This window comes from Citrobacter sp. CK188, assembly GCF_030333525.1.
In the GTDB taxonomy this organism is placed as follows: domain Bacteria; phylum Pseudomonadota; class Gammaproteobacteria; order Enterobacterales; family Enterobacteriaceae; genus Citrobacter_B; species Citrobacter_B koseri.
Window position 1 is genome coordinate 118,216 of sequence record NZ_JAOWFU010000029.1, and the last position, 25,723, is coordinate 143,938.

Sequence of the window (25,723 nt, forward strand, 5' to 3'; positions counted from 1 at the left end):
ACTCGTCTTTCTCACGTTGCATCCGACGGCCAGTTTACGGTTACAGCTGATGATACCCTGACAGGAAGCGCCCGAATTTACTCAGCGACATTTCGATGTCGTCAATACGAGGCAGCGTTACAATGCGGAAGTGATCCGGCCAGGGCCAGTTGAACGCGGTTCCCTGCACCAGCAGCACTTTTTCCTGCAACAGGAAGTCGAGCACCATCTTCTGGTCATCGTGGATGTTAAAGCGCTTCGCATCTATTTTCGGGAACATATACAGTGCGCCGCGCGGTTTCACGCAGGAAACGCCCGGAATATCGTTAATCAGCTCCCACGCGCGGTTACGTTGTTCATACAAACGCCCGCCCGGCATGATGAATTCGCTAATACTCTGGTAGCCGCCCAGCGCCGTCTGGATCGCGTGCTGTGCCGGAACGTTGGCGCACAGACGCATTGACGCCAGCATCTCCAGCCCTTCAATGTAGCCCTTGGCGTGTTTTTTTGGCCCATTCAGCACCATCCAGCCCTGGCGGAATCCGGCGACGCGATAGGTTTTGGACAGCCCGTTGAACGTAATGGTCAGCAGATCCGGCGCCAGCGCGGCGATAGAATGATGCTCAGCGTCGTCGTAGAGGATCTTGTCGTAAATCTCATCGGCGAAAATGATCAGATTATGTTGACGGGCAATCTCAACGATCTCCATCAGCAGCTCTTTGGAGTAAACCGCGCCGGTTGGGTTATTCGGGTTGATTATCACAATGCCACGGGTACGCGGCGTGATTTTGGCGCGGATGTCGTCGAGATCCGGGAACCAGTCAGAAGATTCATCGCAAAGATAGTGTACCGCTTTGCCGCTGGAGAGCGAGACTGCCGCTGTCCACAGCGGGTAATCCGGCGCGGGAACCAGCATTTCGTCCCCGCTGTTCAGCAACGCCTGCATTGCCTGCACGATCAATTCGGATACGCCGTTACCAATATAGATATCTTCTACGGTGACGTCGCGCATGTCGCGCGCCTGGTAATGCTGCATGATCGCTTTGCGTGCGGAATACAGACCCTTTGAATCGCAATACCCCTGCGCCGTTGGCAAATTGCGGATGACATCGACCAGGATCTCATCAGGCGCTTCAAAACCAAAAGGGGCGGGGTTGCCGATGTTCAGTTTCAGAACTTTATTGCCTTCTTCTTCCAGGCGTTTCGCTTCTTTCAGAACAGGGCCGCGGATGTCATAACAGACATTTTCTAGTTTGCTGGATTTTTCAATGGGGGACATGAATCTTGACCTTTTTAGCTGTTATCGCCACTCCCTGCCGTGGAAGTCAGCACGGAACAATGTACTCCCACAGCGGTGAGTTTTGAAGGGTCAGCAGTAGAAGATTTTGCTCAGGCTTAGTGTGGGATTGTGCTGTTAAGTCCTGCTTTAATGCCATTATTGCAGTTTTTATTACTGCTTTTATTTATTTTATTGGTTTTTTATTTTTAGTATCAGTCTTTTGTGTGGTTGTATGTTTTGTTAAAAAATAGTCTAAACTCAGGGAGGAAAGTGTTAGCGGCGTCAGCATAACTCAATTATCAGGAAAATACTGAATGCTTTTACGAAACTACTGTTATCGCCATGATCTGTAAACGTTAGGGTGTAAATCTATTGTTAAGTAGAATTAATGAGTAGTGGCGATCTTAATTAATTATTATTTAATATTTAAAAAGCACCTGCTGGTGAGATTAATAATACATAATTTTCTTAGTTAAGATAACATAATCACGCTTCAGATTATTCGTATTAAGGCTTATAAATATAGTGGTTTTGGGTTAAGATAAGCCCCAGGAAATGGTGCGCAGTCTGCGTTGTCTGCTAATTTTTATGACGAGCATCTATAACTAACTTGTTGCTCAGTAGGCTTTTTTTGTGTCGGTAAATGTCCGTTAACTTCTTTTACATTTACAAAATTACACGTTTATCCTTAGCAGAATTCCGTTGTTACCTAAAAAGGTATGCGTCTTCTCCTCGATATATCCCTGGTAATGACCTCTGGGATTATTCGAAAAGAAAGGAGAAGAGGTTGTTAGCAGCACCAAATACATTTTTACTTTCACTTGGTTACGCAAGTGAAACGGCGAGGGAAGCACATTACAAATGGAATTGTTTGTTTATGAACACACAGCATTAACCAGGTCAGCATGGTATGACCCGCCAGTAAGTGAAAAATTATGATAAATGCAAATCGTCCGATAATTAACCTCGACCTCGATCTGCTGAGAACGTTTGTTGCTGTTGCCGATCTGAACACGTTCGCCGCTGCGGCGGCGGCGGTATGTCGTACTCAGTCTGCGGTGAGCCAGCAAATGCAGCGTCTTGAGCAGCTTGTGGGTAAGGAGTTGTTCGCCCGTCATGGTCGTAACAAGCTGTTGACTGAACACGGTATTCAGCTTCTGGGTTACGCCAGAAAAATCCTGCGCTTTAATGATGAGGCGTGCTCATCATTGATGTTTAGCAATCTTCAGGGCGTATTAACAATTGGCGCTTCTGATGAATCCGCCGATACGATATTGCCTTTCCTGCTCAATCGGATCAGTTCGGTTTACCCGAAGCTTGCTCTGGATGTGAGGGTGAAACGTAACGCCTTTATGGTGGATATGCTGAAATCGCAGGAAGTGGATTTGATTGTCACTACGCACCGTCCGGGATCTTTCGAGTTCCTGAACCTGCGCACATCGCCGACACACTGGTACTGCGCGGCGGAATATGTGTTACAGAAGGGAGAACCGATCCCGCTGGTGTTGTTAGACGATCCCAGCCCGTTCCGCGATATCGTATTAGCGACGTTGAATGCGGCGAATATTCCCTGGCGCCTTGCCTATGTGGCCTCAACGTTAGCGGCAGTACGCGCGGCCGTAAAAGCCGGACTGGGGATCACCGCGCGACCGGTTGAGATGATGAGCCCGGATTTACGCGTACTCGGCGCTGCGGATGGATTACCGCCGTTGCCAGATACGGAATACTTACTGTGTCGCGATCCATCAGGCCAGAACGAACTGGCGCAGGTTATCTATCAGGCGATGGACAGTTACCAAAACCCCTGGCAATACAGTCAGTTTACTCCCGAAGGAGGAGACGATTCGCTGATGGTTGAAGGTGACTTTGAGTAGTCAGTCACAAAAAAAACGTTATAAAATGTAAGTGTAAAAAAGGGCCGCTGATGCTGAAAAAACATCCAGCGGTTCTTTTTTTATACAATTTACCGGCATTTCGGACGTAAATGTGGGAAAAAGCCTAAAAAATCAGTAAGTAGTCATTAACCTGTTAATTTGGATGAAAAATAGGCACTGACGGTCTGGTTTTGTTTCCATGTTAAAAAACTAGAGAAATTGTTGCTGTTTTTTATGGCGGATTAACAAAAGCGTGTCACAGATCAAGAAAATACTCCCATTTAGGGGGAGGCATCTGCGTAAAATCCTGTCAAAATAGGAGTGTATTATCTCATTTACTTCACAACGGACACGATTCAACAACATTAAATTCGGGCTGGTGATGCGATCGAAATCAGTCAAAATGGCATTAAATGTTAATGGTGTTGGGTCGATGTAAATTAATGTGAGGGAACTTTTGTTAAAGTTGACAAAAGGTTATAGAAAGGAGTAAAAAACCACATCAATTAGCTGTTTAATCATTTTCTACAGTGATTGTAAGGTTTTTTTTATTCCTCCCCATGAATCGATGTGGCGTTCATCTGCCGAAAAGAGCAGAGAATTTGGCGCTACTTTTGATGAGTAAGCAATGAGTATGTCAACATCCACTGAAATCATCGCTCATCACTGGGCATTCGCTATCTTTCTTATTATTGCCATTGGCCTGTGCTGCCTGATGCTCGTCGGCGGTTGGTTTTTAGGCGGTCGCGCACGCGCGAGGTCGAAAAACACCCCGTTTGAATCAGGTATCGACTCGGTCGGCTCCGCCCGCTTACGCCTGTCTGCCAAGTTTTACCTGGTAGCCATGTTCTTCGTTATCTTCGACGTTGAAGCGCTGTATCTGTTCGCATGGTCGACCTCTATCCGTGAAAGCGGTTGGGTAGGCTTTGTGGAAGCTGCAATTTTTATTTTTGTGTTACTGGCTGGTCTGGTTTATCTGGTGCGTATTGGCGCGCTGGACTGGACGCCCGCGCGTTCACGCCGCGAGCGTATGAACCCGGAAACGAACAGTATCGCTAATCGTCAACGCTAACCGCGAGGCATTAAGATGGATTATACGCTCACCCGCATAGATCCCAACGGTGAGAATGACCGTTACCCCCTGCAAAAACAGGAGATCGTAACCGACCCCCTGGAGCAAGAAATCAACAAAAGCGTGTACATGGGCAAGCTCGAACATGCGCTGCATGACATGGTTAACTGGGGTCGTAAGAATTCAATTTGGCCGTATAACTTCGGCCTTTCCTGCTGCTATGTCGAGATGGTGACCTCTTTTACCGCTGTGCATGACGTGGCGCGCTTCGGCGCGGAAGTACTGCGTGCTTCGCCGCGTCAGGCCGACCTGATGGTGGTAGCGGGAACATGCTTTACCAAGATGGCGCCTGTTATTCAGCGTTTGTATGACCAGATGCTGGAGCCGAAGTGGGTGATTTCCATGGGGGCATGCGCTAACTCTGGCGGTATGTACGATATTTATTCGGTTGTGCAGGGCGTTGATAAATTTATCCCGGTAGATGTGTATATCCCGGGCTGCCCGCCGCGCCCCGAAGCGTACATGCAGGCGCTGATGTTGTTGCAGGAATCAATTGGCAAAGAACGTCGTCCGCTCTCCTGGGTGGTTGGCGATCAGGGCGTTTATCGCGCCAATATGCAGTCAGAGCGCGAACGTAAACGCGGCGAACGCATTGCAGTAACGAATCTACGTACACCAGACGAGATTTAATTTGCGCCTGTCGGCAGCAGACTTCACTTCGCTTATCACTACATAAATAACGCGAAGCACTGCCGACTACCACGGACCATTTGCAATGGTGAACAATATGACCGACTTAACCGCGCAAGACGCTGTATGGCAAACCCGGGATCATCTGGATGACCCGGTCATTGGCGAACTGCGCAACCGTTTTGGGCCGGATGCCTTTACCGTTCAGGCGACCCGCACCGGGGTACCCGTTGTTTGGGTCAAGCGTGAACAATTACTGGAAGTTGGCGATTTCTTAAAGAAACTGCCGAAACCTTACGTCATGCTGTTTGACTTACACGGCATGGACGAGCGTCTGCGCACGCACCGCGACGGGTTACCCGCTGCGGATTTTTCCGTTTTCTACCACCTGATCTCAATAGACCGCAATCGCGACATCATGCTCAAGGTGGCATTGTCTGAAAACGACCTGCATGTGCCGACGTTTACCAAACTCTTCCCGAACGCCAACTGGTACGAGCGTGAAACCTGGGAAATGTTTGGTATCACGTTTGACGGCCACCCGCACCTGACGCGTCTGCTGATGCCGCCGACCTGGGAAGGGCATCCGCTGCGTAAAGACTACCCGGCGCGCGCCACCGAATTCGATCCGTTTGAGCTGACCAAAGCCAAGCAGGATCTGGAGATGGAAGCGCTGACCTTCAAACCGGAAGACTGGGGTATGCAACGCGGCACCGAAAACGAGGACTTTATGTTCCTCAACCTCGGTCCGAACCACCCGTCCTCACACGGCGCATTCCGTATCGTACTTCAGCTTGACGGCGAAGAAATTGTCGACTGCGTGCCTGACATCGGCTACCACCACCGTGGCGCTGAGAAAATGGGCGAACGCCAGTCCTGGCACAGCTACATTCCGTATACCGACCGTATCGAATACCTCGGCGGCTGCGTCAACGAAATGCCGTACGTACTGGCGGTAGAAAAACTGGCGGGTATCACCGTACCGGATCGCGTAAACGTGATTCGCGTTATGCTCTCCGAACTGTTCCGCATTAACAGCCACCTGCTGTACATCTCGACGTTTATTCAGGACGTCGGCGCGATGACCCCGGTCTTCTTCGCCTTTACCGACCGTCAGAAAATTTACGATGTGGTGGAAGCAATCACCGGTTTCCGTATGCACCCGGCCTGGTTCCGTATCGGCGGCGTCGCGCACGACCTGCCGCGCGGCTGGGATCGCCTGCTGCGTGATTTCCTGGACTGGATGCCGAAGCGTCTGGACTCCTACGAGAAAGCGGCGCTGCGCAACACCATCCTGAAAGGGCGTTCCCAGGGCGTTGCCGCTTACGGCAAGAAAGAAGCGCTGGACTGGGGCTGTACAGGCGCCGCGCTGCGTGCGACCGGTATTGATTTCGACGTGCGTAAATCACGTCCGTACTCTGGCTACGAGAACTTTGACTTTGAAATCCCGGTTGGCGGCGGCGTGTCCGACTGCTATACCCGCGTGATGCTGAAAGTCGAAGAGCTGCGTCAGAGTTTGCGCATCCTTGAGCAGTGCCTCAATAACATGCCGGAAGGCCCGTTCAAAGCGGATCACCCGCTGACGACGCCGCCGCCGAAAGAGCGCACGCTGCAACATATCGAAACCCTGATCACCCACTTCCTGCAAGTGTCGTGGGGCCCGGTCATGCCTGCGAATGAATCCTTCCAGATGGTAGAGGCGACCAAGGGTATTAACAGTTACTACCTGACCAGCGATGGCAGCACTATGAGTTACCGTACTCGTATCCGTACCCCGAGCTATGCGCATTTGCAGCAGATTCCGGTGGCGGTGCGCGGCAGCCTGGTGTCTGACCTGATCGTTCATTTAGGTAGTATCGATTTTGTTATGTCAGATGTGGACCGCTAATTATGCACGAGAATCAACAACCACAAACCGAGGCTTTTGAGCTGAGTGCGGCAGAGCGTGAAGCCATTGAGCACGAGAAGCACCACTACGAAGACCCGCGTGCGGCGTCCATTGAAGCGCTGAAAATCGTACAGAAGCAGCGTGGCTGGGTGCCGGATGGCGCGATCTACGCGATCGCCGACGTGCTGGGTATTCCGGCGAGCGATGTCGAAGGCGTCGCCACATTCTACAGCCAGATCTTCCGCCAGCCGGTCGGTCGCCATGTGATCCGCTACTGTGACAGCGTGGTGTGCCATATCACCGGTTATCAGGGGATCCAGGCCGCGCTGGAGAAAAAACTCAATATCAAGCCGGGGCAGACGACCTTTGACGGTCGCTTTACGCTGCTGCCGACCTGTTGCCTGGGGAACTGCGACAAAGGGCCGAACATGATGATTGATGAGGATACTCACAGCCATCTGACCCCGGAAGCCATTCCTGAACTACTGGAGCGGTATAAATGAAAAACGTTATCCGTACTCCCGAAACGCATCCGCTGACCTGGCGTCTGCGTGATGACAAGCAGCCGGTATGGCTGGACGAATACCGTAGTAAAAACGGCTACGAAGGCGCGCGTAAAGCGCTGACCGGGCTGTCTCCTGACGAGATCGTCAATCAGGTGAAAGACGCTGGCCTGAAAGGGCGCGGCGGCGCGGGCTTCTCCACCGGTCTGAAGTGGAGCCTGATGCTGAAAGATGAATCCATGAACATCCGTTACCTGCTGTGTAACGCCGATGAAATGGAGCCGGGCACCTATAAAGACCGTCTGCTGATGGAGCAACTGCCGCACCTGCTGGTGGAAGGTATGTTGATCTCCGCCTTTGCCCTGAAAGCGTACCGTGGCTACATCTTCCTGCGTGGCGAATACATCGAAGCGGCTGTGCATCTGCGCCGCGCAATCGCGGAAGCGACCGAAGCCGGTCTGCTCGGCAAAAACATCATGGGCACCGGTTTCGACTTCGAACTGTTTGTCCACACCGGGGCAGGGCGTTACATCTGCGGTGAAGAAACCGCGCTGATTAACTCCCTCGAAGGTCGTCGCGCCAACCCGCGCTCTAAGCCGCCGTTCCCGGCAAGCTCCGGCGTATGGGGCAAGCCGACCTGCGTCAACAACGTGGAAACGCTGTGTAACGTCCCGGCGATCCTCGCGAACGGCGTGGAGTGGTATCAGAACATTTCGAAGAGCAAAGATGCGGGCACCAAGCTGATGGGTTTCTCCGGTCGCGTGAAAAATCCGGGACTGTGGGAACTGCCGTTCGGCACTACCGCGCGTGAGATCCTCGAAGATTACGCCGGTGGCATGCGCGATGGCCTGAAATTCAAAGCCTGGCAGCCAGGCGGCGCGGGAACCGACTTCCTGACTGAAGCGCACCTCGACCTGCCGATGGAATTTGAAAGCATCGGTAAAGCGGGCAGCCGTCTGGGTACGGCGCTGGCGATGGCCGTTGACCACGAAATTGGCATGGTGTCGCTGGTGCGTAACCTGGAAGAGTTTTTTGCGCGTGAATCGTGCGGCTGGTGTACGCCGTGCCGCGACGGTCTGCCGTGGAGTGTAAAAATTCTGCGTGCGCTGGAACGCGGCGAAGGCCAGCCTGGGGATATCGAGACACTTGAGCAACTGTGTCGTTTCCTCGGGCCGGGTAAAACCTTCTGTGCGCATGCGCCAGGCGCGGTCGAACCGTTGCAGAGTGCCATTAAATATTTCCGCGAAGAATTCGAAGCTGGCATCAAGCAGCCGTTCAGCAATACCCATGTGATTGGTGGTATACAGCCGAACCTGCTGAAAGAGCGCTGGTAATTGCAGGCTTACCCCTGCATCGCGATAAGTCATTCGATTAACGCTTAGTCCCTGACTAAGCCAACTGGAAGCATGCTGACTATGGCTACGATTCATGTAGACGGCAAAGAATATGAGGTCAACGGCGCAGACAACCTGCTACAGGCATGTCTGTCCCTCGGCCTTGATATTCCGTACTTTTGCTGGCACCCGGCGCTGGGTAGCGTCGGTGCTTGCCGCCAGTGTGCGGTGAAGCAATATCAAAACGCGGAAGATACGCGTGGTCGCCTGGTGATGTCTTGTATGACGCCTGCCACCGACGGCACCTTTATTTCTATTGATGACGAAGAAGCGAAACAGTTCCGCGAAAGCGTGGTGGAATGGTTAATGACCAACCACCCGCACGATTGTCCGGTCTGTGAAGAGGGCGGTAACTGCCACCTTCAGGATATGACCGTGATGACGGGCCACAACTTCCGTCGTTACCGTTTCACTAAGCGTACTCACCGCAACCAGGATTTGGGGCCGTTCATCTCTCACGAAATGAACCGCTGCATCGCCTGCTACCGCTGCGTGCGTTACTACAAAGACTACGCAGACGGCGCGGATCTGGGCGTATATGGCGCGCATGACAACGTCTACTTCGGTCGTCCTGAAGACGGTACGCTTGAAAGCGAATTCTCCGGCAACCTGGTGGAAATCTGCCCGACCGGCGTATTCACCGACAAAACGCACTCCGAGCGTTATAACCGTAAGTGGGACATGCAGTTTGCGCCAAGCATCTGCCAGCAGTGCTCCATCGGTTGTAACACCAGCCCGGGCGAGCGCTACGGCGAACTGCGTCGTATCGAGAACCGTTACAACGGGACCGTTAACCACTACTTCCTCTGCGACCGTGGTCGTTTCGGTTATGGTTATGTGAACCTGAAAGACAGGCCTCGTCAGCCGATTCAGCGTCGTGGCGATGACCTGATCACCCTCAACGCCGAACAGGCGATGCAGGGCGCGGCGGATATTCTGCGTCAGTCGAAGAAAGTGATCGGCATCGGTTCTCCGCGCGCCAGCGTTGAGAGCAACTTCGCGCTGCGTGAACTGGTGGGCGCGGATAACTTCTATACCGGTATCGCTCAGGGCGAGCAGGAACGTCTGCAACTGGCGCTGAAAGTGCTGCGCGAAGGCGGCATTCATACTCCGGCGCTGCGTGACATCGAATCTTACGATGCGGTACTGGTGCTGGGCGAAGATATTACCCAGACCGGCGCGCGCGTTGCGCTGGCGGTTCGCCAGGCGGTGAAAGGCAAAGCGCGTGAAATGGCGGCGGCCCAGAAAGTGGCCGACTGGCAGATTGCGGCCATCCTCAATATCGGCCAGCGCGCTAAGCATCCGCTGTTTGTGACCAACGTTGACAACACCCGTCTGGACGACATCGCGGCATGGACTTACCGTGCGCCGGTGGAAGATCAGGCGCGTTTAGGCTTTGCCATCGCTCATGCGCTGGACGACAGCGCACCGGTGGTCGACGGCATCAGCAGCGATTTGCAGAACAAAATCGACGTCATCGTTCAGGCGCTGGCGGGTGCGAAGAAACCACTGATTATCTCCGGCACCAACGCTGGTAGCGCGGAAGTGATTCAGGCGGCCGCCAACGTGGCGAAAGCGCTGAAAGGCCGTGGTTCGGATGTCGGCATCACCATGATTGCCCGCTCGGTCAACAGCATGGGGCTGGGCATGATGGGCGGCGGTTCGCTGGATGACGCGTTGACCGAACTGGAAACCGGTCGTGCCGACGCTGTCGTGGTGCTGGAAAACGATCTGCACCGCCATGCAAGCGCCGTTCGCGTAAATGCCGCGCTGGCAAAAGCGCCGCTGGTGATGGTGGTTGACCATCAGCGCACGGCGATTATGGAGAATGCGCATCTGGTGCTCTCCGCCGCAAGTTTTGCGGAAAGCGACGGTACGGTCATCAACAACGAAGGCCGCGCGCAGCGTTTCTTCCAGGTTTATGACCCGGCCTATTACGACAGCAACACCGTGATGCTGGAAAGCTGGCGCTGGCTGCACTCGCTGCACAGCACCGTGCAGAACCGCGAGGTGGACTGGACGCAACTGGACCACGTTATTGACGCCGCGATCGCCGCAATGCCGCAACTGGCGGGCATTAAAGATGCCGCGCCGGACGCGACCTTCCGCATTCGCGGGCAGAAACTGGCGCGTGAGCCGCACCGTTACAGCGGTCGTACCGCGATGCGCGCTAACATCAGCGTTCACGAGCCGCGTCAGCCGCAGGATAAAGACACCATGTTCGCCTTCTCAATGGAAGGGAACAACCAGCCGGGCGCGCCGCGTTCGCAGATTCCGTTTGCCTGGGCGCCAGGCTGGAACTCCCCACAGGCGTGGAACAAGTTCCAGGATGAAGTGGGCGGCAAACTGCGTCATGGCGATCCGGGCGTGCGTTTGATTGAAGCATCTGAAAACGGTCTTGATTACTTCACTACCGTTCCGGCCAGCTTCCAGGCGCAGGATGGTCAGTGGCGTATCGCGCCGTACTATCACCTGTTTGGCAGTGACGAAATGTCGCAGCGCTCTCCGGTCTTCCAGAGCCGTATGCCGCAACCGTACATCAAACTCAACCCGGCTGATGCCGCGAAGTTGGGCGTGAATGCGGGAACGCGCGTTTCCTTCAGCTACGACGGCAATACGGTAACGCTGCCGGTTGAAATCGCTGAAGGCTTAACGGCAGGGCAGGTCGGATTGCCGATGGGTATGCCTGGCATCGCGCCGGTTCTGGCGGGTGGTCGTCTTGAGAATCTGCAGGAGGCGCAACAATGAGTTGGATTACACCGGATCTGATCGAGATCCTGCTGAGCATTCTCAAAGCGGTGGTGATCCTGCTGGTGGTGGTCACCTGCGGGGCATTCATGAGCTTTGGCGAACGTCGTCTGCTGGGTCTGTTCCAGAACCGTTATGGGCCAAACCGCGTTGGCTGGGGCGGTTCGCTCCAGCTGGTCGCGGACATGATCAAAATGTTCTTTAAAGAGGACTGGATCCCGAAATTCTCGGATCGCGTCATCTTTACCCTGGCACCGATGATCGCTTTTACCTCGCTGTTGCTGGCGTTCGCTATCGTTCCGGTTAGCCCGACCTGGGTTGTCGCTGACCTGAACATCGGGATTCTGTTCTTCCTGATGATGGCGGGTCTGGCGGTGTATGCGGTGCTGTTCGCCGGTTGGTCGAGCAACAACAAATACTCGCTGCTGGGGGCGATGCGTGCATCAGCACAAACGCTCAGCTACGAAGTGTTCCTCGGGCTTTCCCTGATGGGCGTGGTGGCGCAGGCCGGTTCATTTAATATGACCGACATCGTCAACAACCAGGCTGATATCTGGAACGTTATTCCGCAGTTCTTTGGTTTTGTCACCTTTGCCATCGCGGGCGTGGCGGTGTGTCACCGTCATCCGTTTGACCAGCCGGAAGCCGAGCAGGAACTGGCCGATGGTTATCACATTGAATATTCCGGTATGAAATTCGGTCTGTTCTTCGTGGGGGAATACATCGGTATCGTTACTATCTCCGCGCTGATGGTGACGCTGTTCTTCGGTGGCTGGCATGGCCCGTTCTTACCGCCATTCATCTGGTTCGCGCTGAAAACCGCGTTCTTTATGATGATGTTCATTTTGATTCGTGCGTCGTTACCGCGTCCTCGTTATGACCAGGTAATGTCCTTCGGCTGGAAAGTCTGCCTGCCGTTGACGCTCATCAACTTGCTGGTAACGGCGGCTGTCATTCTCTGGCAGGCGCAATAAGGGGCACAAAGACCATGACCTTAAAAGAATTGTTAGTAGGCTTCGGCACCCAGGTACGCAGTATCTGGATGATCGGCCTGCATGCGTTCGCGAAACGCGAAACGCAGATGTACCCGGAAGAGCCGGTCTATCTACCGCCTCGTTACCGTGGCCGTATCGTGCTGACGCGCGACCCGGACGGCGAGGAGCGTTGCGTTGCCTGTAACCTGTGTGCGGTAGCCTGCCCGGTAGGCTGTATCTCGCTGCAAAAAGCAGAGATGAAAGATGGTCGCTGGTATCCTGAGTTTTTCCGTATCAACTTCTCACGCTGCATTTTCTGCGGCCTGTGCGAAGAAGCCTGTCCGACGACGGCCATTCAGCTCACCCCCGATTTTGAAATGGGTGAGTACAAGCGCCAGGACCTGGTTTATGAGAAAGAGGATCTGCTGATCTCCGGTCCGGGCAAATACCCGGAATATAACTTCTACCGGATGGCAGGTATGGCAATCGACGGCAAAGATAAGGGCGAAGCAGAGAACGAAGCCAAGCCTATCGACGTCAAGAGCCTGTTACCGTAAGGAGAAGGGCAATGGAGTTCGCTTTTTATATCTGTGGCCTGATCGCCATTCTCGCAACCTTGCGAGTCATCACCCATACCAATCCGGTACACGCGCTGCTGTATCTGATTATTTCGCTGTTGGCGATTTCCGGGGTGTTTTTCTCGCTGGGCGCTTACTTTGCCGGTGCGCTGGAAATTATCGTTTATGCGGGCGCCATCATGGTGCTGTTCGTGTTCGTGGTCATGATGCTCAACCTCGGCGGTTCGGAAATCGAACAGGAACGCCAGTGGCTGAAACCGCAGGTGTGGATTGGCCCGGCGATTTTGTCGGCCATCATGCTGGTGGTGATCGTGTACGCCATTCTGGGCGTCAACGACCAGGGTATCGACGGTACGCCAATTAGCGCCAAAGCGGTCGGTATCTCGCTGTTTGGGCCTTACGTTCTGGCGGTCGAACTGGCCTCTATGCTGCTGCTGGCCGGTCTGGTTGTCGCCTTCCACGTCGGTCGCGAAGAGCGTGTGGGCGAAGTGCTGAGCAACCGTCCTGGTGACAGCGCGAAAAGAAAAACGGAGGAGCACGCATGATCCCCTTACAACATGGACTGATCCTCGCGGCGATTTTATTCGTGCTGGGCTTAACCGGTCTGGTTATCCGCCGCAATCTGCTGTTTATGCTGATTGGACTGGAAATCATGATTAACGCCTCCGCGCTGGCCTTCGTGGTCGCCGGAAGCTACTGGGGCCAGACGGATGGTCAGGTGATGTACATTCTCGCCATCAGCCTTGCGGCTGCGGAGGCGAGTATTGGCCTGGCGCTGTTACTGCAACTTCATCGCCGTCGCCAGAACCTGAACATCGATTCAGTAAGTGAGATGCGTGGATGAACATGCTTGCCTTAACCATTATTCTGCCATTGATTGGCTTTGTATTACTGGCGTTCTCTCGCGGTCGCTGGTCGGAAAACCTCTCCGCGACCGTTGGCGTCGGCTCCATTGGCCTGGCGGCGCTGGTGACGGCGTTTGTCGGCGTTGACTTCTTCGCTAACGGCAAGCAGGCGTTCAGCCAGCCGCTGTGGACGTGGATGTCGGTGGGTGATTTCAACATCGGTTTCAACCTGGTGCTGGACGGCCTGTCGCTGACCATGCTCTCGGTAGTGACCGGCGTGGGTTTCCTGATCCACATGTTCGCCTCCTGGTATATGCGCGGTGAAGAGGGGTACTCCCGCTTCTTCGCCTACACCAACCTGTTTATCGCCAGCATGGTTATTCTGGTGCTGTCCGATAACCTGCTGTTGATGTACCTCGGCTGGGAAGGCGTGGGTCTGTGCTCCTATCTGCTGATCGGTTTCTACTACACCGATCCGAAGAATGGCGCAGCGGCAATGAAAGCGTTTGTTGTTACCCGTGTGGGCGACGTGTTCCTCGCGTTTGCGCTGTTCATTCTGTACAACGAACTGGGCACCCTGAACTTCCGCGAAATGGTGGAACTGGCGCCCGCGCACTTCGCCGACGGCAACAACATGCTGATGTGGGCGACGCTGATGCTGCTGGGCGGTGCGGTAGGTAAATCTGCGCAGCTGCCGTTGCAGACCTGGCTTGCAGACGCGATGGCGGGCCCGACGCCTGTCTCCGCGCTGATCCACGCCGCGACGATGGTTACCGCCGGTGTTTACCTGATTGCCCGTACCCACGGCCTGTTCCTGATGACGCCGGAAGTGCTGCATCTGGTGGGGATCGTTGGGGCGATTACGCTGGTGCTGGCCGGTTTCGCCGCGCTGGTGCAGACCGACATCAAACGTGTTCTCGCTTACTCCACCATGAGCCAGATTGGCTACATGTTCCTGGCGCTGGGCGTCCAGGCGTGGGATGCGGCGATTTTCCACCTGATGACGCACGCCTTCTTTAAAGCGCTGCTGTTCCTGGCGTCCGGCTCGGTGATTCTGGCCTGCCACCACGAACAGAACATCTTCAAGATGGGCGGTCTGCGTAAATCCATTCCGCTGGTGTATCTCTGCTTCCTGGTGGGCGGCGCGGCGCTGTCGGCTCTGCCGCTGATTACCGCCGGCTTCTTCAGTAAGGATGAGATTCTGGCTGGCGCGATGGCGAATGGTCATATCAATCTGATGGTTGCAGGTCTGGTCGGTGCGTTCATGACCTCCTTGTACACCTTCCGTATGATTTTCATCGTGTTCCACGGTAAAGAACAAATTCACGCTCATGCAGGGAAGGGGATTACTCATCACCTGCCGCTGATTGTGCTGATGGTACTGTCCACCTTTGTTGGCGCGCTGATTGTGCCGCCGTTGCAGGGTGTGCTGCCGCAGACGACCGAGCTTGAGCATAGCCGCGTGATGACCCTGGAAATTGCCTCCGGCGTGGTTGCGATTGTCGGCATCCTGATTGCCGCATGGCTGTGGCTGGGTAAACGTACTCTGGTGACTTCTGTCGCCAACAGTGCGCCGGGCCGTCTGCTGGGCACCTGGTGGTATAACGCCTGGGGCTTCGACTGGCTGTACGACAAAGTGTTCGTGAAGCCGTTCCTCGGCGTCGCCTGGCTGCTGAAACGCGACCCGCTCAATGCGCTGATGAACATTCCGGCTATCCTTTCCCGCTTTGCAGGTAAAGGCCTGCTGCTCAGCGAGAACGGATATCTGCGCTGGTATGTGGCATCCATGAGCATCGGTGCGGTCGTTGTGCTGGCGCTGTTGATGGTACTGCGTTGAGTTTGAGGATTGTGGGGTTGATGTCGGATGGCGCTGGCGCTTATCCGACCTACGGGAATCTGTAGGCCCGGTAAGCGTTAGCGCCACCGGGCAAAAAAGGCCGCAATCCGAAGTGAATTTTCTGTTGTGAGAATTCGTTGAAAATCAGGTCCTGATGGGACTTTAACAAGGAATAAAGATCGCCATGTTACTACCCTGGCTAATATTAATTCCCTTTATCGGTGGCTTTCTGTGCTGGCAGACCGAACGCTTCGGCGTGAAGGTGCCGCGCTGGATTGCGCTGATCACCATGGGACTGACGCTGGCGCTTGGCCTGCAACTGTGGTTGCAGGGCGGCTATTCACTGACGCAAGCCGCTGGCATTCCGCAGTGGCAGTCTGAGTTCATTCTGCCGTGGATCCCGCGCTTCGGCATCTCTATCCATCTGGCTATCGACGGTTTGTCGCTGCTGATGGTGGTGCTGACCGGTCTGCTGGGCGTTCTGGCGGTACTCTGCTCCTGGAATGAAATCGAAAAATATCAGGGCTTCTTCCACCTGAACCTGATGTGGATTCTGGGCGGCGTTATCGGCGTGTTCCTTGCCATCGACATGTTCCTGTTCTTCTTCTTCTGGGAAATGATGCTGGTGCCGATGTACTTCCTGATCGCGCTGTGGGGGCACAAAGCCTCTGACGGTAAAACGCGTATCACGGCGGCTACCAAGTTCTTCATCTATACCCAGGCGAGCGGTCTGGTGATGTTGATTGCCATCCTGGCGCTGGTGTTTGTACACCACAATGCGACCGGCGTCTGGACCTTCAACTACGAAGACCTGCTGAAAACGCCGATGTCGCACGGGGTGGAATACCTGCTGATGCTGGGCTTCTTCATCGCGTTTGCGGTGAAAATGCCGGTGGTTCCGCTGCACGGCTGGCTGCCGGATGCGCACTCCCAGGCGCCGACCGCAGGTTCCGTTGACCTCGCCGGTATTTTGCTGAAAACGGCGGCTTACGGTCTGCTGCGCTTCTCGCTGCCGCTGTTCCCGAACGCCTCCGCTGAGTTTGCGCCGATTGCGATGTGGCTGGGTGTGATTGGCATCTTCTACGGCGCGTGGATGGCCTTCACCCAGTACGACATTAAACGTCTGATTGCGTACACTTCCGTTTCGCACATGGGCTTCGTACTGATTGCTATCTACACCGGCAGCCAGCTGGCTTACCAGGGCGCTGTAATCCAGATGATTGCGCACGGTCTGTCGGCAGCGGGTCTGTTCATCCTGTGTGGTCAGCTGTACGAACGTCTGCATACGCGTGATATGCGTATGATGGGCGGTCTGTGGAGCAAAATTAAATGGTTGCCTGCGCTGTCGATGTTCTTCGCGGTGGCGACGCTCGGTATGCCGGGCACCGGTAACTTCGTTGGCGAATTTATGATTCTGTTCGGTAGCTACCAGGTGGTTCCGGTCATTACCGTGATCTCAACCTTTGGTCTGGTGTTTGCTTCCGTTTACTCGCTGGCGATGCTGCATCGCGCTTACTTCGGTAAAGCGAAGAGCCAGATTGCCAGCCAGGACATGCCAGGGATGTCGCTGCGAGAGCTGTTTATCATCCTGTTGCTGGTCGTGCTTCTGGTACTGCTTGGCTTCTATCCGCAGCCGATTCTGGATACCTCGCATTCTGCGATGAGCAACATCCAGCAGTGGTTTGTTAATTCCGTTACTACTACAAGGCCGTAAATCGCCATGACAATAACTCCACAACACCTGATTGCGCTGCTACCGCTGCTGATCGTCGGCTTGACGGTGGTGGTTGTGATGCTCTCCATTGCGTGGCGACGCAATCACTTCCTCAATGCCACGCTGTCGGTCATTGGGCTTAACGCCGCGCTGGTTTCGCTCTGGTTTGTTGGCCAGGCGGGCGCGATGGACGTCACTCCGCTGATGCGCGTTGACGGTTTCGCCATGCTTTACACCGGGCTGGTTCTGCTGGCGAGTCTTGCCACCTGTACCTTTGCCTATCCGTGGCTTGAAGGCTATAACGACAACCAGGAAGAGTTCTACCTGCTGGTGCTGATTGCCGCATTGGGCGGTATTCTGCTGGCGAACGCCAACCACCTGGCGGCGCTGTTCCTCGGTATTGAGCTGATCTCTCTGCCGCTGTTTGGCCTGATTGGTTACGCCTTCCGTCAGAAACGCTCGCTGGAAGCCAGTATCAAATACACCATTCTGTCTGCCGCAGCGTCTTCCTTCCTGCTGTTCGGTATGGCGCTGGTGTACGCGCAGTCTGGCAACCTGTCGTTTGTCGCGCTTGGTAAGAGCCTCGGCGACGGCATGCTGCACGAACCGCTGCTGCTGGCGGGCTTCGGTCTGATGATTGTTGGTCTCGGCTTTAAACTCTCGCTGGTGCCGTTCCACCTGTGGACGCCAGACGTATACCAGGGCGCGCCTGCGCCGGTTTCCACCTTCCTGGCGACGGCGAGCAAAATCGCTATCTTCGGCGTGGTGATGCGTCTGTTCCTGTACGCGCCGGTTGGCGACAGCGAAGCGGTACGTATCGTGCTGGGCGTGATTGCCTTTGCCTCCATCATCTTCGGTAACCTGATGGCGCTGAGCCAGACCAACATTAAGCGTCTGCTCGGTTACTCCTCTATCTCTCACCTCGGCTATCTGCTGGTGGCGTTGATCGCCCTGCAAAGCGGCGAGATGTCGATGGAAGCCGTTGGCGTCTATCTGGCCGGTTATCTGTTCAGCAGCCTCGGCGCGTTCGGCGTGGTCAGCCTGATGTCCAGCCCGTTCCGTGGCCCGGATGCCGATTCGCTGTTCTCCTACCGTGGTCTGTTCTGGCATCGTCCGATCCTCGCGGCGGTGATGACCGTGATGATGCTCTCTCTGGCGGGTATCCCGATGACGCTGGGCTTTATCGGTAAATTCTACGTCCTGGCGGTCGGTGTGCAGGCCAGCCTGTGGTGGCTGGTTGCCGCAGTGGTGGTTGGTTCCGCGATTGGTCTCTACTACTACCTGCGTGTTGCGGTAAGCCTCTATCTGAGCGCGCCGCAGCAGCTTAACCGCGATGCGCCGTCTAACTGGCAGTACAGCGCGGGCGGTATTGTGGTTCTGATCTCCGCGCTGCTGGTTCTGGTGCTGGGTATCTACCCGCAACCGCTGATTAGCATCGTGCAGTTAGCTACGCCGCTGATGTAAGCGAAAGCAGAAACGAAAAAACCCGCCGTGGCGGGTTTTTTTATGCCCTGAACGTCAGGACGTTAACTCAGCAACTGACGGCTGACCAGCGGCCCGCTGACGTTTTGCGCGGCGCGTTCCATTACTTCCTGAATCACCGACGACAGTTCGTTGACTTCAAACTTCGCGACATAACCATCCGCTTTGACTTTACGCACATGATCTTCGTTGGCACTGCCGGAAAGGGAAGAGTGGATCACCACCGGAATTTTCTTCAGGCGCTCGTCGGTTTTGATCTTACGCGTCAGGGTGAAACCGTCCATCTCCGGCATTTCGAGGTCGGTCAGCACCAGAGCGATTTTCTCGCTAATCGGTTTGCCTTCCGCCTCCGCTTCTTTCGCCAGTTGCTGGATTTTCTCCCAGGCATCCTGACCGGTAACGTGCATCTGATGCGGGATCTCCATCGCATTCAGCCCTTTCTCCAGCATGGCGCGGGCAACTTTAGAATCTTCCGCCACAATCGCCACCGCACCCGGCGTGATGTTGAACTTGCTGGTTTTCAAATTGGTGGCGCGCAAGTCGTGATTTGACGGCACGATATCATAGAGAATTTGCTCTACGTCGAGCACCAGCGCCAGGTTGTTGGTCTCTTTGTCTTCATCCAGACAGGCAATGCTGGTGATATAGCGGCCGTTAACCGCTTTCTCGGCGGTATGCACCTGCTGCCAGTCCAGACGCATAATATTCTCGACGGACTCCACCGCAAATGCCTGTACGCTGCGCGCATATTCGGTGATCAGCAGGATGTTAAGCCCGTTCTCCGGTTTACATCCGGCCACGGCGGGCAGGTCGATGACCGGGATCACCTGATCGCGGATGTTGACCATACCTAAAAGCGGGGCTTTCATTCCGGCAGGGCGCGTAAATGTGGGCATTGGCACAATTTCGCGCAGTTTGAATACGTTGATGCCAAATAGCTCCGACTTCTGCTCATGCAGCGATGTGCCGAGACGGAATAACAGCAGTTCAAAGCGGTTAGACAGGGTTAAGTTAGCCCTGTCATCAATATCTTTCTGGAAATTATCCATCGCATCCTCAATATGAAAGCCAGCCTTTTCTCTGTTATCGGCACTGAGGAAGAAAAATGGAGCGTTAAACCGTGAAAACGGCGAAATCGTGAGCCAACGCAGTTGCGGGGAAGATCGCCTGGCATTCTGCCAGCAGGCGTTGACAGCCTCTGTCGTCGTAACGCGAGCTGACGTGAGTAATGATGAGCTGGCCTACCTCGGCATTGTGCGCCAGCTGCGCGGCCTGCCTGGTGGAGCTGTGCCCACGGCTGTTGGCTTTTTCTTCCATTGAGGTATCCAGCGTTGCTTCGTGCACCATTACGTCCACGCCTTTTGCCAGCGTGATGGCCGACGCGCATGGCGCGGTGTCGCCAAATATCGCCACCGATTTCCCGGGCGTGGCTGGCGCGAGAAAATCGGCGCCGTTAATAACGCGACCATCGTTCAGGGTGACGGTTTTACCCGCTTTCAGATCCTGAAACAGCGGGCCGGGCTTCACGCCTGCCGCTTTTAGCGCACTGGCATCCAGCGCGCCGGGCTTGTCATGCTCTTCAATCCGATAGCCATAGCATTCAAGCGGATGCTCAAGCGCAAAGGCGGTCACTTTGCGCAGGCCGTCGTCCAGAATTTCGCCGACGGTAATTTCAACGATCTCCAGCGGATAATCAGTCCAGGAGCCGCTAAGGCGCAATGCGGTTTCGGTGAACTCGCGAATGCCTTTGGGGCCGTAAATCGTCAGCGGCTGTGCGTTTCCCGCCATTGAACGGCTGCACAGCAGACCGGGCAAACCGAAAAGGTGATCGCCATGCAGATGGCTGATGAAAATGCGATCGAGCTTACCTGGGTTGAACGCGGTGTTGAGCATCTGGTGCTGGGTGCCTTCACCGCAGTCGAATAACCATAGCCCTGCCTGCGTCGGGTGCTGTAAATTCAGTAATATGGCCGTGACATTACGCGTGCGGGTAGGAACGCCGGCAGAAGTACCTAAAAAAATTAATTCCATTATTTCATTACACGTTTAAAAAATATTCTGGCTAGTATAAAGCGAATACGTAAAAGGAGCGCACCATGATTCACTGGCAAGACCTGCATCATTCTGAATTATCCGTCCCGCAACTCTATGCGTTACTGAAATTGCGCTGCGCGGTATTTGTGGTTGAACAACAGTGTCCGTATCTGGATGTGGACGGCGATGACCTGGTGGGGGAGAACCGTCATATCCTGGGCTGGCATAACGATGAGCTGGTAGCGTATGCGAGGATTCTGAAAAGCGACGACGAACTGGAGCCGGTGGTGATTGGGCGCGTGATCGTCAGCGAAGCGCTGCGCGGCGAAAAACTGGGGCAACAGCTTATGGCGCAGACCCTGGCATCCTGCGAGCAACACTGGCCGGAGAAGGCGCTTTACCTCGGTGCGCAGGCGCATCTGCAATCCTTCTATGCGCGATTCGGTTTTGTTCCGGTGACGGACGTTTATGACGAAGACGGTATCCCGCACATGGGTATGGCGCGCGAGGTTAGCCAGGTGTGATGTTCCGGTTTTGTCTATAGTTAGTGGGAACGTTAATCGAAAGGGAGAATATAATGTCTTTTCATTCTTATGGTTCACGTATTGATGACGACCTGGAACTTCTGAGCGAAACGCTGGAAGAGGTGCTGCGTTCCTCCGGCGATCCTGCCGATCAAAAATATGTTGAGTTAAAAGCACGCGCAGAACGGGCGCTTGAAGAGGTAAAAAATCGCGTCAGCCATGCGTCTGACAGCTACTATTACCGTGCAAAACAGGCGGTTTATAAAGCGGATGATTACGTGCATGAAAAACCCTGGCAAGGGATTGGCGCAGGTGCGGCGGTCGGCCTGGTGCTGGGATTACTGCTGGCGCGGCGGTAATGTAACCGGGATCGCATTTCCTCCCTAAACGGGGGTACTGCTTTTTCTCCGCTGTACCCCGTATAATGTGAGGTTTTTAACAGGGAGAGGTCCGCGTGCATTCAATCACTACTGCGCTGGAAAATCTGCGGCGCCAGTTATCGCAGGAGATACCGGCGGCGCCAGGAATGCGTATTGTTGATGTGCCTTTCCCTCTGAATGATGCGTTTGACGCATTAAGCTGGCTGGCCAGTCAGGCCATCTGGCCGCAATTTTACTGGCAACAGCGTAACGGCGATGAAGAAGCCGCGGTGCTTGGCGCCGTTGAAACGTTCCCCTCTCTCGAACAGGCGCAACGCTTTCTCCGCCAACATGAATCACAATCCGATTTGCGTATCTGGGGACTGAATGCGTTTGAACCGCAGCAGGGGCATTTGCTGCTGCCGCGTCTTGAATGGCGACGCGCTGGCGCAGTGGCAACGCTGCGGCTGTATCTCTACAGCCCGGTTTCACTGCGTGAAGACGCCGGGCGGGCGATCGCGTTTCTCTCTTCATTAAGGGGCGTAAAGCCGATACCGGCGCTGCGCCTGCACCTGACGGGCGAGCAGCACTGGCCGGATAAAGCGGGCTGGACCAGCCTGATTCAGCTTGCCACGCAGACTATCGCTGAAGACGATCTCGACAAAGTGGTGCTGGCGCGGGCGACGGATTTGCAGTTTTCCCATTCGGTGAATGCCGCCGCCGTGATGGCATCCAGTCGCCGTTTAAACCTTAACTGCTACCATTTTTTTATGGCGTTCTCCGCCGGAAGCGCCTTTCTTGGCTCGTCGCCGGAACGCCTTTGGCGGCGACGTGAAACGGCATTGCGCACCGAGGCGCTGGCCGGCACGGTGGCGAATCATCCCGACGATCATCAGGCCTGGCAACTGGGCGAATGGTTGATGAAGGATGATAAAAACCAGCGTGAAAACATGCTGGTGGTGGAAGATATTTGTCAACGCCTGCAAAGCTGCACCCACTCGCTCGATGTTTTGCCGCCGCAGGTGCTCAGATTACGCAAAGTACAGCATCTGCGCCGCTGTATCTGGACGGCGCTCAATCAGGCTGACGACACGCTCTGTTTGCTACAGCTACAGCCCACGGCCGCCGTCGCGGGGATCCCGCGTGAACGGGCGCGCGCGTTTATTCAGCAACATGAACCGTTTGAACGTGAGTGGTATGCCGGGTCGGCGGGTTATCTGTCTTTACAACAAAGCGAATTCTGCGTGACGCTGCGCTCGGCGAAAGTCGCGGCGAACGTTGTTCGTCTGTATGCCGGGGCAGGCATTGTGCGCGGGTCTGACCCGGAACAGGAATGGCAAGAGATCGACAACAAAGCAGCCGGGCTACGCACGTTATTACAGATGGAAAGCTAATGAGTCGCACATACACCTCATCCTTCAGGCGGTCTGCTGAATGATTTTGTGTATATTCCCGACTCATATCAATAATCCATTTTTTCTGATCCTTATACTGAGTCGCAATATTGATACCGGACAATCTCATGTCAGTAAGCGCATTTAACCGACGCTGGGCGGCGGTCATTCTGGAAGCACTCACTCGCCACGGCGTCAGGCATGTTTGCATTGCCCCTGGCTCCCGCTCCACGCCTTTAACCCTGGCGGCAGCGGAAAATTCAGCCTTTATTCATCACACGCACTTTGATGAGCGTGGTCTTGGTCATCTGGCGTTAGGGCTGGCGAAAGTCAGTAAGCAGCCCGTTGCCGTTATTGTTACTTCCGGTACGGCGGTGGCAAATCTCTATCCGGCGCTGATTGAAGCGGGGCTTACCGGTGAAAAACTGATTTTATTGACTGCGGACCGTCCGCCGGAACTGATTGACTGCGGCGCGAATCAGGCGATTCGTCAGGCCGGGATGTTCGCTTCTCATCCTTCTCAAACGCTCTCTTTGCCGCGCCCGACGCAGGATATTTCCGCGCGCTGGCTGGTCTCCACCCTTGATAACGTCCTGGCGACGTTGCATGCCGGCGCGGTACACATCAACTGTCCATTTGCGGAACCGCTGTATGGCGATATGGACGACACGGGGCTTGCCTGGCAGCAGAGCCTTGGCGACTGGTGGCAGGATGACAAACCCTGGCTGCGCGAAGCGCGTCGGCTGGAAAGCGACAAACAGCGCGACTGGTTCTTCTGGCGGCAAAAACGCGGCGTAGTGGTGGCCGGGCGCATGAGCGCGGAAGAGGGCAAGAAAGTCGCGCTTTGGGCGCAGACGCTGGGCTGGCCGCTGATTGGCGACGTGCTGTCGCAAACCGGGCAGCCGCTACCGTGCGCCGATCTCTGGCTGGGCAATGCGAAGGCCGTCACTGAGCTTCAGCAGGCGCAAATTGTGGTGCAACTCGGCAGCAGCCTGACCGGAAAGCGCCTGCTGCAATGGCAGGCCGCTTGCGAGCCGGAAGAGTACTGGATTATTGATAATATCGAAGGTCGCCTGGACCCGGCGCATCATCGCGGACGCAGGCTGGTGGCGAAAATCGCCGACTGGCTGGAGCTGCATCCGGCGGAGAAACGCCATCCCTGGTGCGTCGATATCCCGCGCCTGGCAGAGCAGGCGTGGCAGGCGGTTGTCGCGCGCCGCGATATGTTCGGCGAAGCGCAACTGGCGCACCGCATTCGCGACTATCTGCCGGAACAAGGGCAACTGTTTGTCGGCAACAGCCTGGTGGTGCGCCTGATTGACGCGCTGTCGCAGCTACCGGCGGGCTACCCGGTGTACAGCAACCGGGGTGCCAGCGGTATTGATGGTTTGATCTCGACGGCGGCGGGCGTTCAGCGCGCCAGCGCGAAATCGACGCTGGCTATCGTCGGCGATCTGTCTGCGCTCTACGATCTCAATGCGCTGGCGCTATTGCGCCAGGTGTCCGCGCCGTTTGTGCTGATTGTGGTGAATAACAACGGCGGGCAAATTTTCTCTCTGCTGCCGACGCCGCAAAGCGAGCGCGAGCGGTTTTACCTGATGCCGCAAAACGTCCATTTTGAACACGCGGCGGCCATGTTTAACCTCAAATATCACCGCCCGCAAAGCTGGGATGAGCTGGATGCGGCGCTGGCTGGCGCCTGGCGAACGCCGACAACCACGGTGATTGAGCTGGTCGTGAACGATACGGACGGGGCGCAAACCCTGCAACAGCTGCTGGCGCAGGTGAGCCATCTATGATCCTGCGCGCGCAGGCGAACGGTGGTCAGCCGGGGTCTCCCTGGCTGGTTTTCCTGCATGGATTTTCCGGTGATTGCCGGGAATGGCAGCAGATCGGTGAGCAGTTTCCTGACTTTTCGCGCCTGTATATCGACTTGCCTGGTCACGGCGATTCTGCCGATATTCGTGTCAGCGGCTTTGCTGATGTGTGCGACTTATTGCGTAACACATTATTTAGTTACAACATACTTAAATACTGGCTGGTCGGCTACTCGCTCGGCGGCAGAGTGGCGATGATGGCGGCGTGCCAGACTCTGCCGGGTCTTTGCGGGCTGGTGGTTGAAGGCGGCCACCCGGGACTGCAACGCGAGGCTGAGCGTGACGCGCGCCGACGGTCTGACGGTCGTTGGGCAGCGCGCTTTCGCCGTGAACCGCTGCGCGACGTGTTTACTGACTGGTATCAGCAACCGGTTTTCGCTTCGCTGGATGCTTCGCAAAGAGAAGCGTTAGTCGCGCTGCGCAGCCAGAACAATGGCGAAACGCTGGCGGCGATGCTGGAGGCAACCTCGCTTGCCGTACAGCCTGATTTACGCGTGCGGCTAAATGCGCGCACATTTCCGTTTTATTATTTATGTGGTGAACGCGACAGCAAATTCCGCGCGCTGGCGGCGGAGTTGTCTGTACCTTGCCATATGATTCGTAACGCCGGACACAACGCGCATCGGGAAAACCCCGCAGGCGTGGTGGACAGTCTGGCTCAGATTCTGCGTCTCTGAC

General features: G+C 55.3%; 22 protein-coding genes. 19 read left to right on the forward strand and 3 right to left on the reverse strand.

Features of this window, described 5'->3' with window-relative positions; all coding sequences use genetic code 11:
- Window positions 1-40 precede the first annotated feature (40 nt).
- Window positions 41-1,258: an alanine transaminase AlaA gene (gene alaA / locus OGV67_RS05930; protein ID WP_115614657.1), complete on the reverse strand. Its 1,218-nt coding sequence runs from the start codon at window positions 1,256-1,258 to the stop codon at window positions 41-43.
- 935 nt (window positions 1,259-2,193) lie between these two features.
- On the opposite strand from alaA, the gene lrhA reads away from it, so the two are divergent.
- The 14 genes from lrhA (at window position 2,194) to nuoN (ending at window position 18,839) form a co-directional block, all read left to right on the forward strand.
- Window positions 2,194-3,132, forward strand: a complete 939-nt coding sequence (gene lrhA / locus OGV67_RS05935) for a transcriptional regulator LrhA (RefSeq protein WP_012131489.1) — start codon at window positions 2,194-2,196, stop codon at window positions 3,130-3,132.
- A 628-nt stretch (window positions 3,133-3,760) separates the two neighbouring features.
- Complete coding sequence (gene nuoA / locus OGV67_RS05940) at window positions 3,761-4,204, forward strand: NADH-quinone oxidoreductase subunit NuoA (protein WP_012131490.1); 444 nt, start codon at window positions 3,761-3,763, stop codon at window positions 4,202-4,204.
- Window positions 4,205-4,219: 15 nt separating this feature from the next.
- On the forward strand, window positions 4,220-4,894 hold the full coding sequence (gene nuoB / locus OGV67_RS05945) for an NADH-quinone oxidoreductase subunit NuoB (protein WP_012131491.1): 675 nt from the start codon (window positions 4,220-4,222) through the stop codon (window positions 4,892-4,894).
- A gap of 85 nt (window positions 4,895-4,979) precedes the next feature.
- A complete protein-coding gene (gene nuoC, locus OGV67_RS05950; protein ID WP_012131492.1) occupies window positions 4,980-6,782 on the forward strand; it encodes an NADH-quinone oxidoreductase subunit C/D in 1,803 nt (600 codons plus the stop codon).
- A 2-nt stretch (window positions 6,783-6,784) separates the two neighbouring features.
- Complete coding sequence (gene nuoE / locus OGV67_RS05955; RefSeq protein ID WP_012131493.1) at window positions 6,785-7,285, forward strand: NADH-quinone oxidoreductase subunit NuoE; 501 nt, start codon at window positions 6,785-6,787, stop codon at window positions 7,283-7,285.
- A complete protein-coding gene (gene nuoF, locus OGV67_RS05960) occupies window positions 7,282-8,619 on the forward strand; it encodes an NADH-quinone oxidoreductase subunit NuoF (RefSeq protein ID WP_286465104.1) in 1,338 nt (445 codons plus the stop codon). Before nuoE ends, nuoF begins: the two co-directional genes overlap by 4 nt.
- A gap of 81 nt (window positions 8,620-8,700) precedes the next feature.
- A complete protein-coding gene (gene nuoG, locus OGV67_RS05965; protein ID WP_047463972.1) occupies window positions 8,701-11,427 on the forward strand; it encodes an NADH-quinone oxidoreductase subunit NuoG in 2,727 nt (908 codons plus the stop codon).
- Window positions 11,424-12,401, forward strand: a complete 978-nt coding sequence (gene nuoH / locus OGV67_RS05970) for an NADH-quinone oxidoreductase subunit NuoH (RefSeq protein ID WP_012131496.1) — start codon at window positions 11,424-11,426, stop codon at window positions 12,399-12,401. The genes nuoG and nuoH overlap by 4 nt, the downstream gene beginning before the upstream one ends.
- A 14-nt stretch (window positions 12,402-12,415) precedes the next feature.
- Window positions 12,416-12,958, forward strand: coding sequence for an NADH-quinone oxidoreductase subunit NuoI (gene nuoI / locus OGV67_RS05975; RefSeq protein ID WP_012131497.1), 543 nt, complete (start codon window positions 12,416-12,418; stop codon window positions 12,956-12,958).
- A gap of 11 nt (window positions 12,959-12,969) precedes the next feature.
- Window positions 12,970-13,524, forward strand: coding sequence for an NADH-quinone oxidoreductase subunit J (nuoJ, locus tag OGV67_RS05980; protein WP_012131498.1), 555 nt, complete (start codon window positions 12,970-12,972; stop codon window positions 13,522-13,524).
- Window positions 13,521-13,823, forward strand: coding sequence for an NADH-quinone oxidoreductase subunit NuoK (gene nuoK, locus OGV67_RS05985; protein WP_000612644.1), 303 nt, complete (start codon window positions 13,521-13,523; stop codon window positions 13,821-13,823). Before nuoJ ends, nuoK begins: the two co-directional genes overlap by 4 nt.
- The gene (gene nuoL / locus OGV67_RS05990; protein WP_049011527.1) at window positions 13,820-15,661 is read left to right on the forward strand and encodes an NADH-quinone oxidoreductase subunit L; all 1,842 of its coding nucleotides are present in this window, start codon (window positions 13,820-13,822) and stop codon (window positions 15,659-15,661) included. Before nuoK ends, nuoL begins: the two co-directional genes overlap by 4 nt.
- A 184-nt stretch (window positions 15,662-15,845) precedes the next feature.
- On the forward strand, window positions 15,846-17,375 hold the full coding sequence (gene nuoM, locus OGV67_RS05995) for an NADH-quinone oxidoreductase subunit M (protein WP_012131500.1): 1,530 nt from the start codon (window positions 15,846-15,848) through the stop codon (window positions 17,373-17,375).
- A gap of 6 nt (window positions 17,376-17,381) precedes the next feature.
- Window positions 17,382-18,839, forward strand: a complete 1,458-nt coding sequence (nuoN, locus tag OGV67_RS06000) for an NADH-quinone oxidoreductase subunit NuoN (protein ID WP_012131501.1) — start codon at window positions 17,382-17,384, stop codon at window positions 18,837-18,839.
- A gap of 62 nt (window positions 18,840-18,901) precedes the next feature.
- Here nuoN and OGV67_RS06005 read toward each other — a convergent pair whose 3' ends face one another.
- Together OGV67_RS06005 and rbn are read right to left on the reverse strand one after the other, a co-directional pair.
- Complete coding sequence (locus tag OGV67_RS06005) at window positions 18,902-19,906, reverse strand: chemotaxis protein (RefSeq protein WP_012131502.1); 1,005 nt, start codon at window positions 19,904-19,906, stop codon at window positions 18,902-18,904.
- Between the two features lie 64 nt (window positions 19,907-19,970).
- On the reverse strand, window positions 19,971-20,888 hold the full coding sequence (gene rbn / locus OGV67_RS06010; protein WP_115614658.1) for a ribonuclease BN: 918 nt from the start codon (window positions 20,886-20,888) through the stop codon (window positions 19,971-19,973).
- 65 nt (window positions 20,889-20,953) lie between these two features.
- Here rbn and OGV67_RS06015 point away from each other — a divergent pair, with 65 nt between their 5' ends.
- The 5 genes from OGV67_RS06015 to menH all read left to right on the forward strand — a co-directional run bounded on the left by OGV67_RS06015 (window position 20,954) and on the right by menH (window position 25,722).
- Window positions 20,954-21,415 carry a GNAT family N-acetyltransferase gene (locus OGV67_RS06015; protein WP_047462350.1) on the forward strand — a complete coding sequence of 154 codons (462 nt, stop codon included), beginning with the start codon at window positions 20,954-20,956 and terminating at the stop codon, window positions 21,413-21,415.
- Window positions 21,416-21,468: 53 nt separating this feature from the next.
- Window positions 21,469-21,774 carry a stress response protein ElaB gene (elaB, locus tag OGV67_RS06020; protein WP_012131505.1) on the forward strand — a complete coding sequence of 102 codons (306 nt, stop codon included), beginning with the start codon at window positions 21,469-21,471 and terminating at the stop codon, window positions 21,772-21,774.
- Window positions 21,775-21,869: 95 nt separating this feature from the next.
- Entirely contained in the window at window positions 21,870-23,168 is a 1,299-nt protein-coding gene (gene menF / locus OGV67_RS06025) for an isochorismate synthase MenF (protein ID WP_115614659.1), read from the forward strand.
- A gap of 128 nt (window positions 23,169-23,296) precedes the next feature.
- Window positions 23,297-24,967, forward strand: a complete 1,671-nt coding sequence (menD, locus tag OGV67_RS06030; RefSeq protein WP_071260232.1) for a 2-succinyl-5-enolpyruvyl-6-hydroxy-3-cyclohexene-1-carboxylic-acid synthase — start codon at window positions 23,297-23,299, stop codon at window positions 24,965-24,967.
- Entirely contained in the window at window positions 24,964-25,722 is a 759-nt protein-coding gene (gene menH, locus OGV67_RS06035) for a 2-succinyl-6-hydroxy-2,4-cyclohexadiene-1-carboxylate synthase (protein WP_115614660.1), read from the forward strand. The genes menD and menH overlap by 4 nt, the downstream gene beginning before the upstream one ends.
- Window position 25,723 lies beyond the last annotated feature (1 nt).

What these genes read in the sequence shown, in the direction of transcription:
- elaB (WP_012131505.1), top strand. Translation starts at nt 21,469, where the DNA reads ATGTCTTTTCATTCTTATGGTTCACGTATTGATGACGACCTGGAACTT.
- nuoN (WP_012131501.1), top strand. Translation starts at nt 17,382, where the DNA reads ATGACAATAACTCCACAACACCTGATTGCGCTGCTACCGCTGCTGATC.
- OGV67_RS06005 (WP_012131502.1), bottom strand. Translation starts at nt 19,906, where the DNA reads ATGGATAATTTCCAGAAAGATATTGATGACAGGGCTAACTTAACCCTG.
- nuoJ (WP_012131498.1), top strand. Translation starts at nt 12,970, where the DNA reads ATGGAGTTCGCTTTTTATATCTGTGGCCTGATCGCCATTCTCGCAACC.
- nuoM (WP_012131500.1), top strand. Translation starts at nt 15,846, where the DNA reads ATGTTACTACCCTGGCTAATATTAATTCCCTTTATCGGTGGCTTTCTG.
- nuoI (WP_012131497.1), top strand. Translation starts at nt 12,416, where the DNA reads ATGACCTTAAAAGAATTGTTAGTAGGCTTCGGCACCCAGGTACGCAGT.
- nuoF (WP_286465104.1), top strand. Translation starts at nt 7,282, where the DNA reads ATGAAAAACGTTATCCGTACTCCCGAAACGCATCCGCTGACCTGGCGT.
- nuoK (WP_000612644.1), top strand. Translation starts at nt 13,521, where the DNA reads ATGATCCCCTTACAACATGGACTGATCCTCGCGGCGATTTTATTCGTG.
- nuoL (WP_049011527.1), top strand. Translation starts at nt 13,820, where the DNA reads ATGAACATGCTTGCCTTAACCATTATTCTGCCATTGATTGGCTTTGTA.
- nuoA (WP_012131490.1), top strand. Translation starts at nt 3,761, where the DNA reads ATGAGTATGTCAACATCCACTGAAATCATCGCTCATCACTGGGCATTC.
- alaA (WP_115614657.1), bottom strand. Translation starts at nt 1,258, where the DNA reads ATGTCCCCCATTGAAAAATCCAGCAAACTAGAAAATGTCTGTTATGAC.
- nuoG (WP_047463972.1), top strand. Translation starts at nt 8,701, where the DNA reads ATGGCTACGATTCATGTAGACGGCAAAGAATATGAGGTCAACGGCGCA.
- nuoB (WP_012131491.1), top strand. Translation starts at nt 4,220, where the DNA reads ATGGATTATACGCTCACCCGCATAGATCCCAACGGTGAGAATGACCGT.
- rbn (WP_115614658.1), bottom strand. Translation starts at nt 20,888, where the DNA reads ATGGAATTAATTTTTTTAGGTACTTCTGCCGGCGTTCCTACCCGCACG.
- lrhA (WP_012131489.1), top strand. Translation starts at nt 2,194, where the DNA reads ATGATAAATGCAAATCGTCCGATAATTAACCTCGACCTCGATCTGCTG.
- nuoC (WP_012131492.1), top strand. Translation starts at nt 4,980, where the DNA reads ATGGTGAACAATATGACCGACTTAACCGCGCAAGACGCTGTATGGCAA.
- nuoH (WP_012131496.1), top strand. Translation starts at nt 11,424, where the DNA reads ATGAGTTGGATTACACCGGATCTGATCGAGATCCTGCTGAGCATTCTC.
- menD (WP_071260232.1), top strand. Translation starts at nt 23,297, where the DNA reads ATGTCAGTAAGCGCATTTAACCGACGCTGGGCGGCGGTCATTCTGGAA.
- menH (WP_115614660.1), top strand. Translation starts at nt 24,964, where the DNA reads ATGATCCTGCGCGCGCAGGCGAACGGTGGTCAGCCGGGGTCTCCCTGG.
- nuoE (WP_012131493.1), top strand. Translation starts at nt 6,785, where the DNA reads ATGCACGAGAATCAACAACCACAAACCGAGGCTTTTGAGCTGAGTGCG.
- OGV67_RS06015 (WP_047462350.1), top strand. Translation starts at nt 20,954, where the DNA reads ATGATTCACTGGCAAGACCTGCATCATTCTGAATTATCCGTCCCGCAA.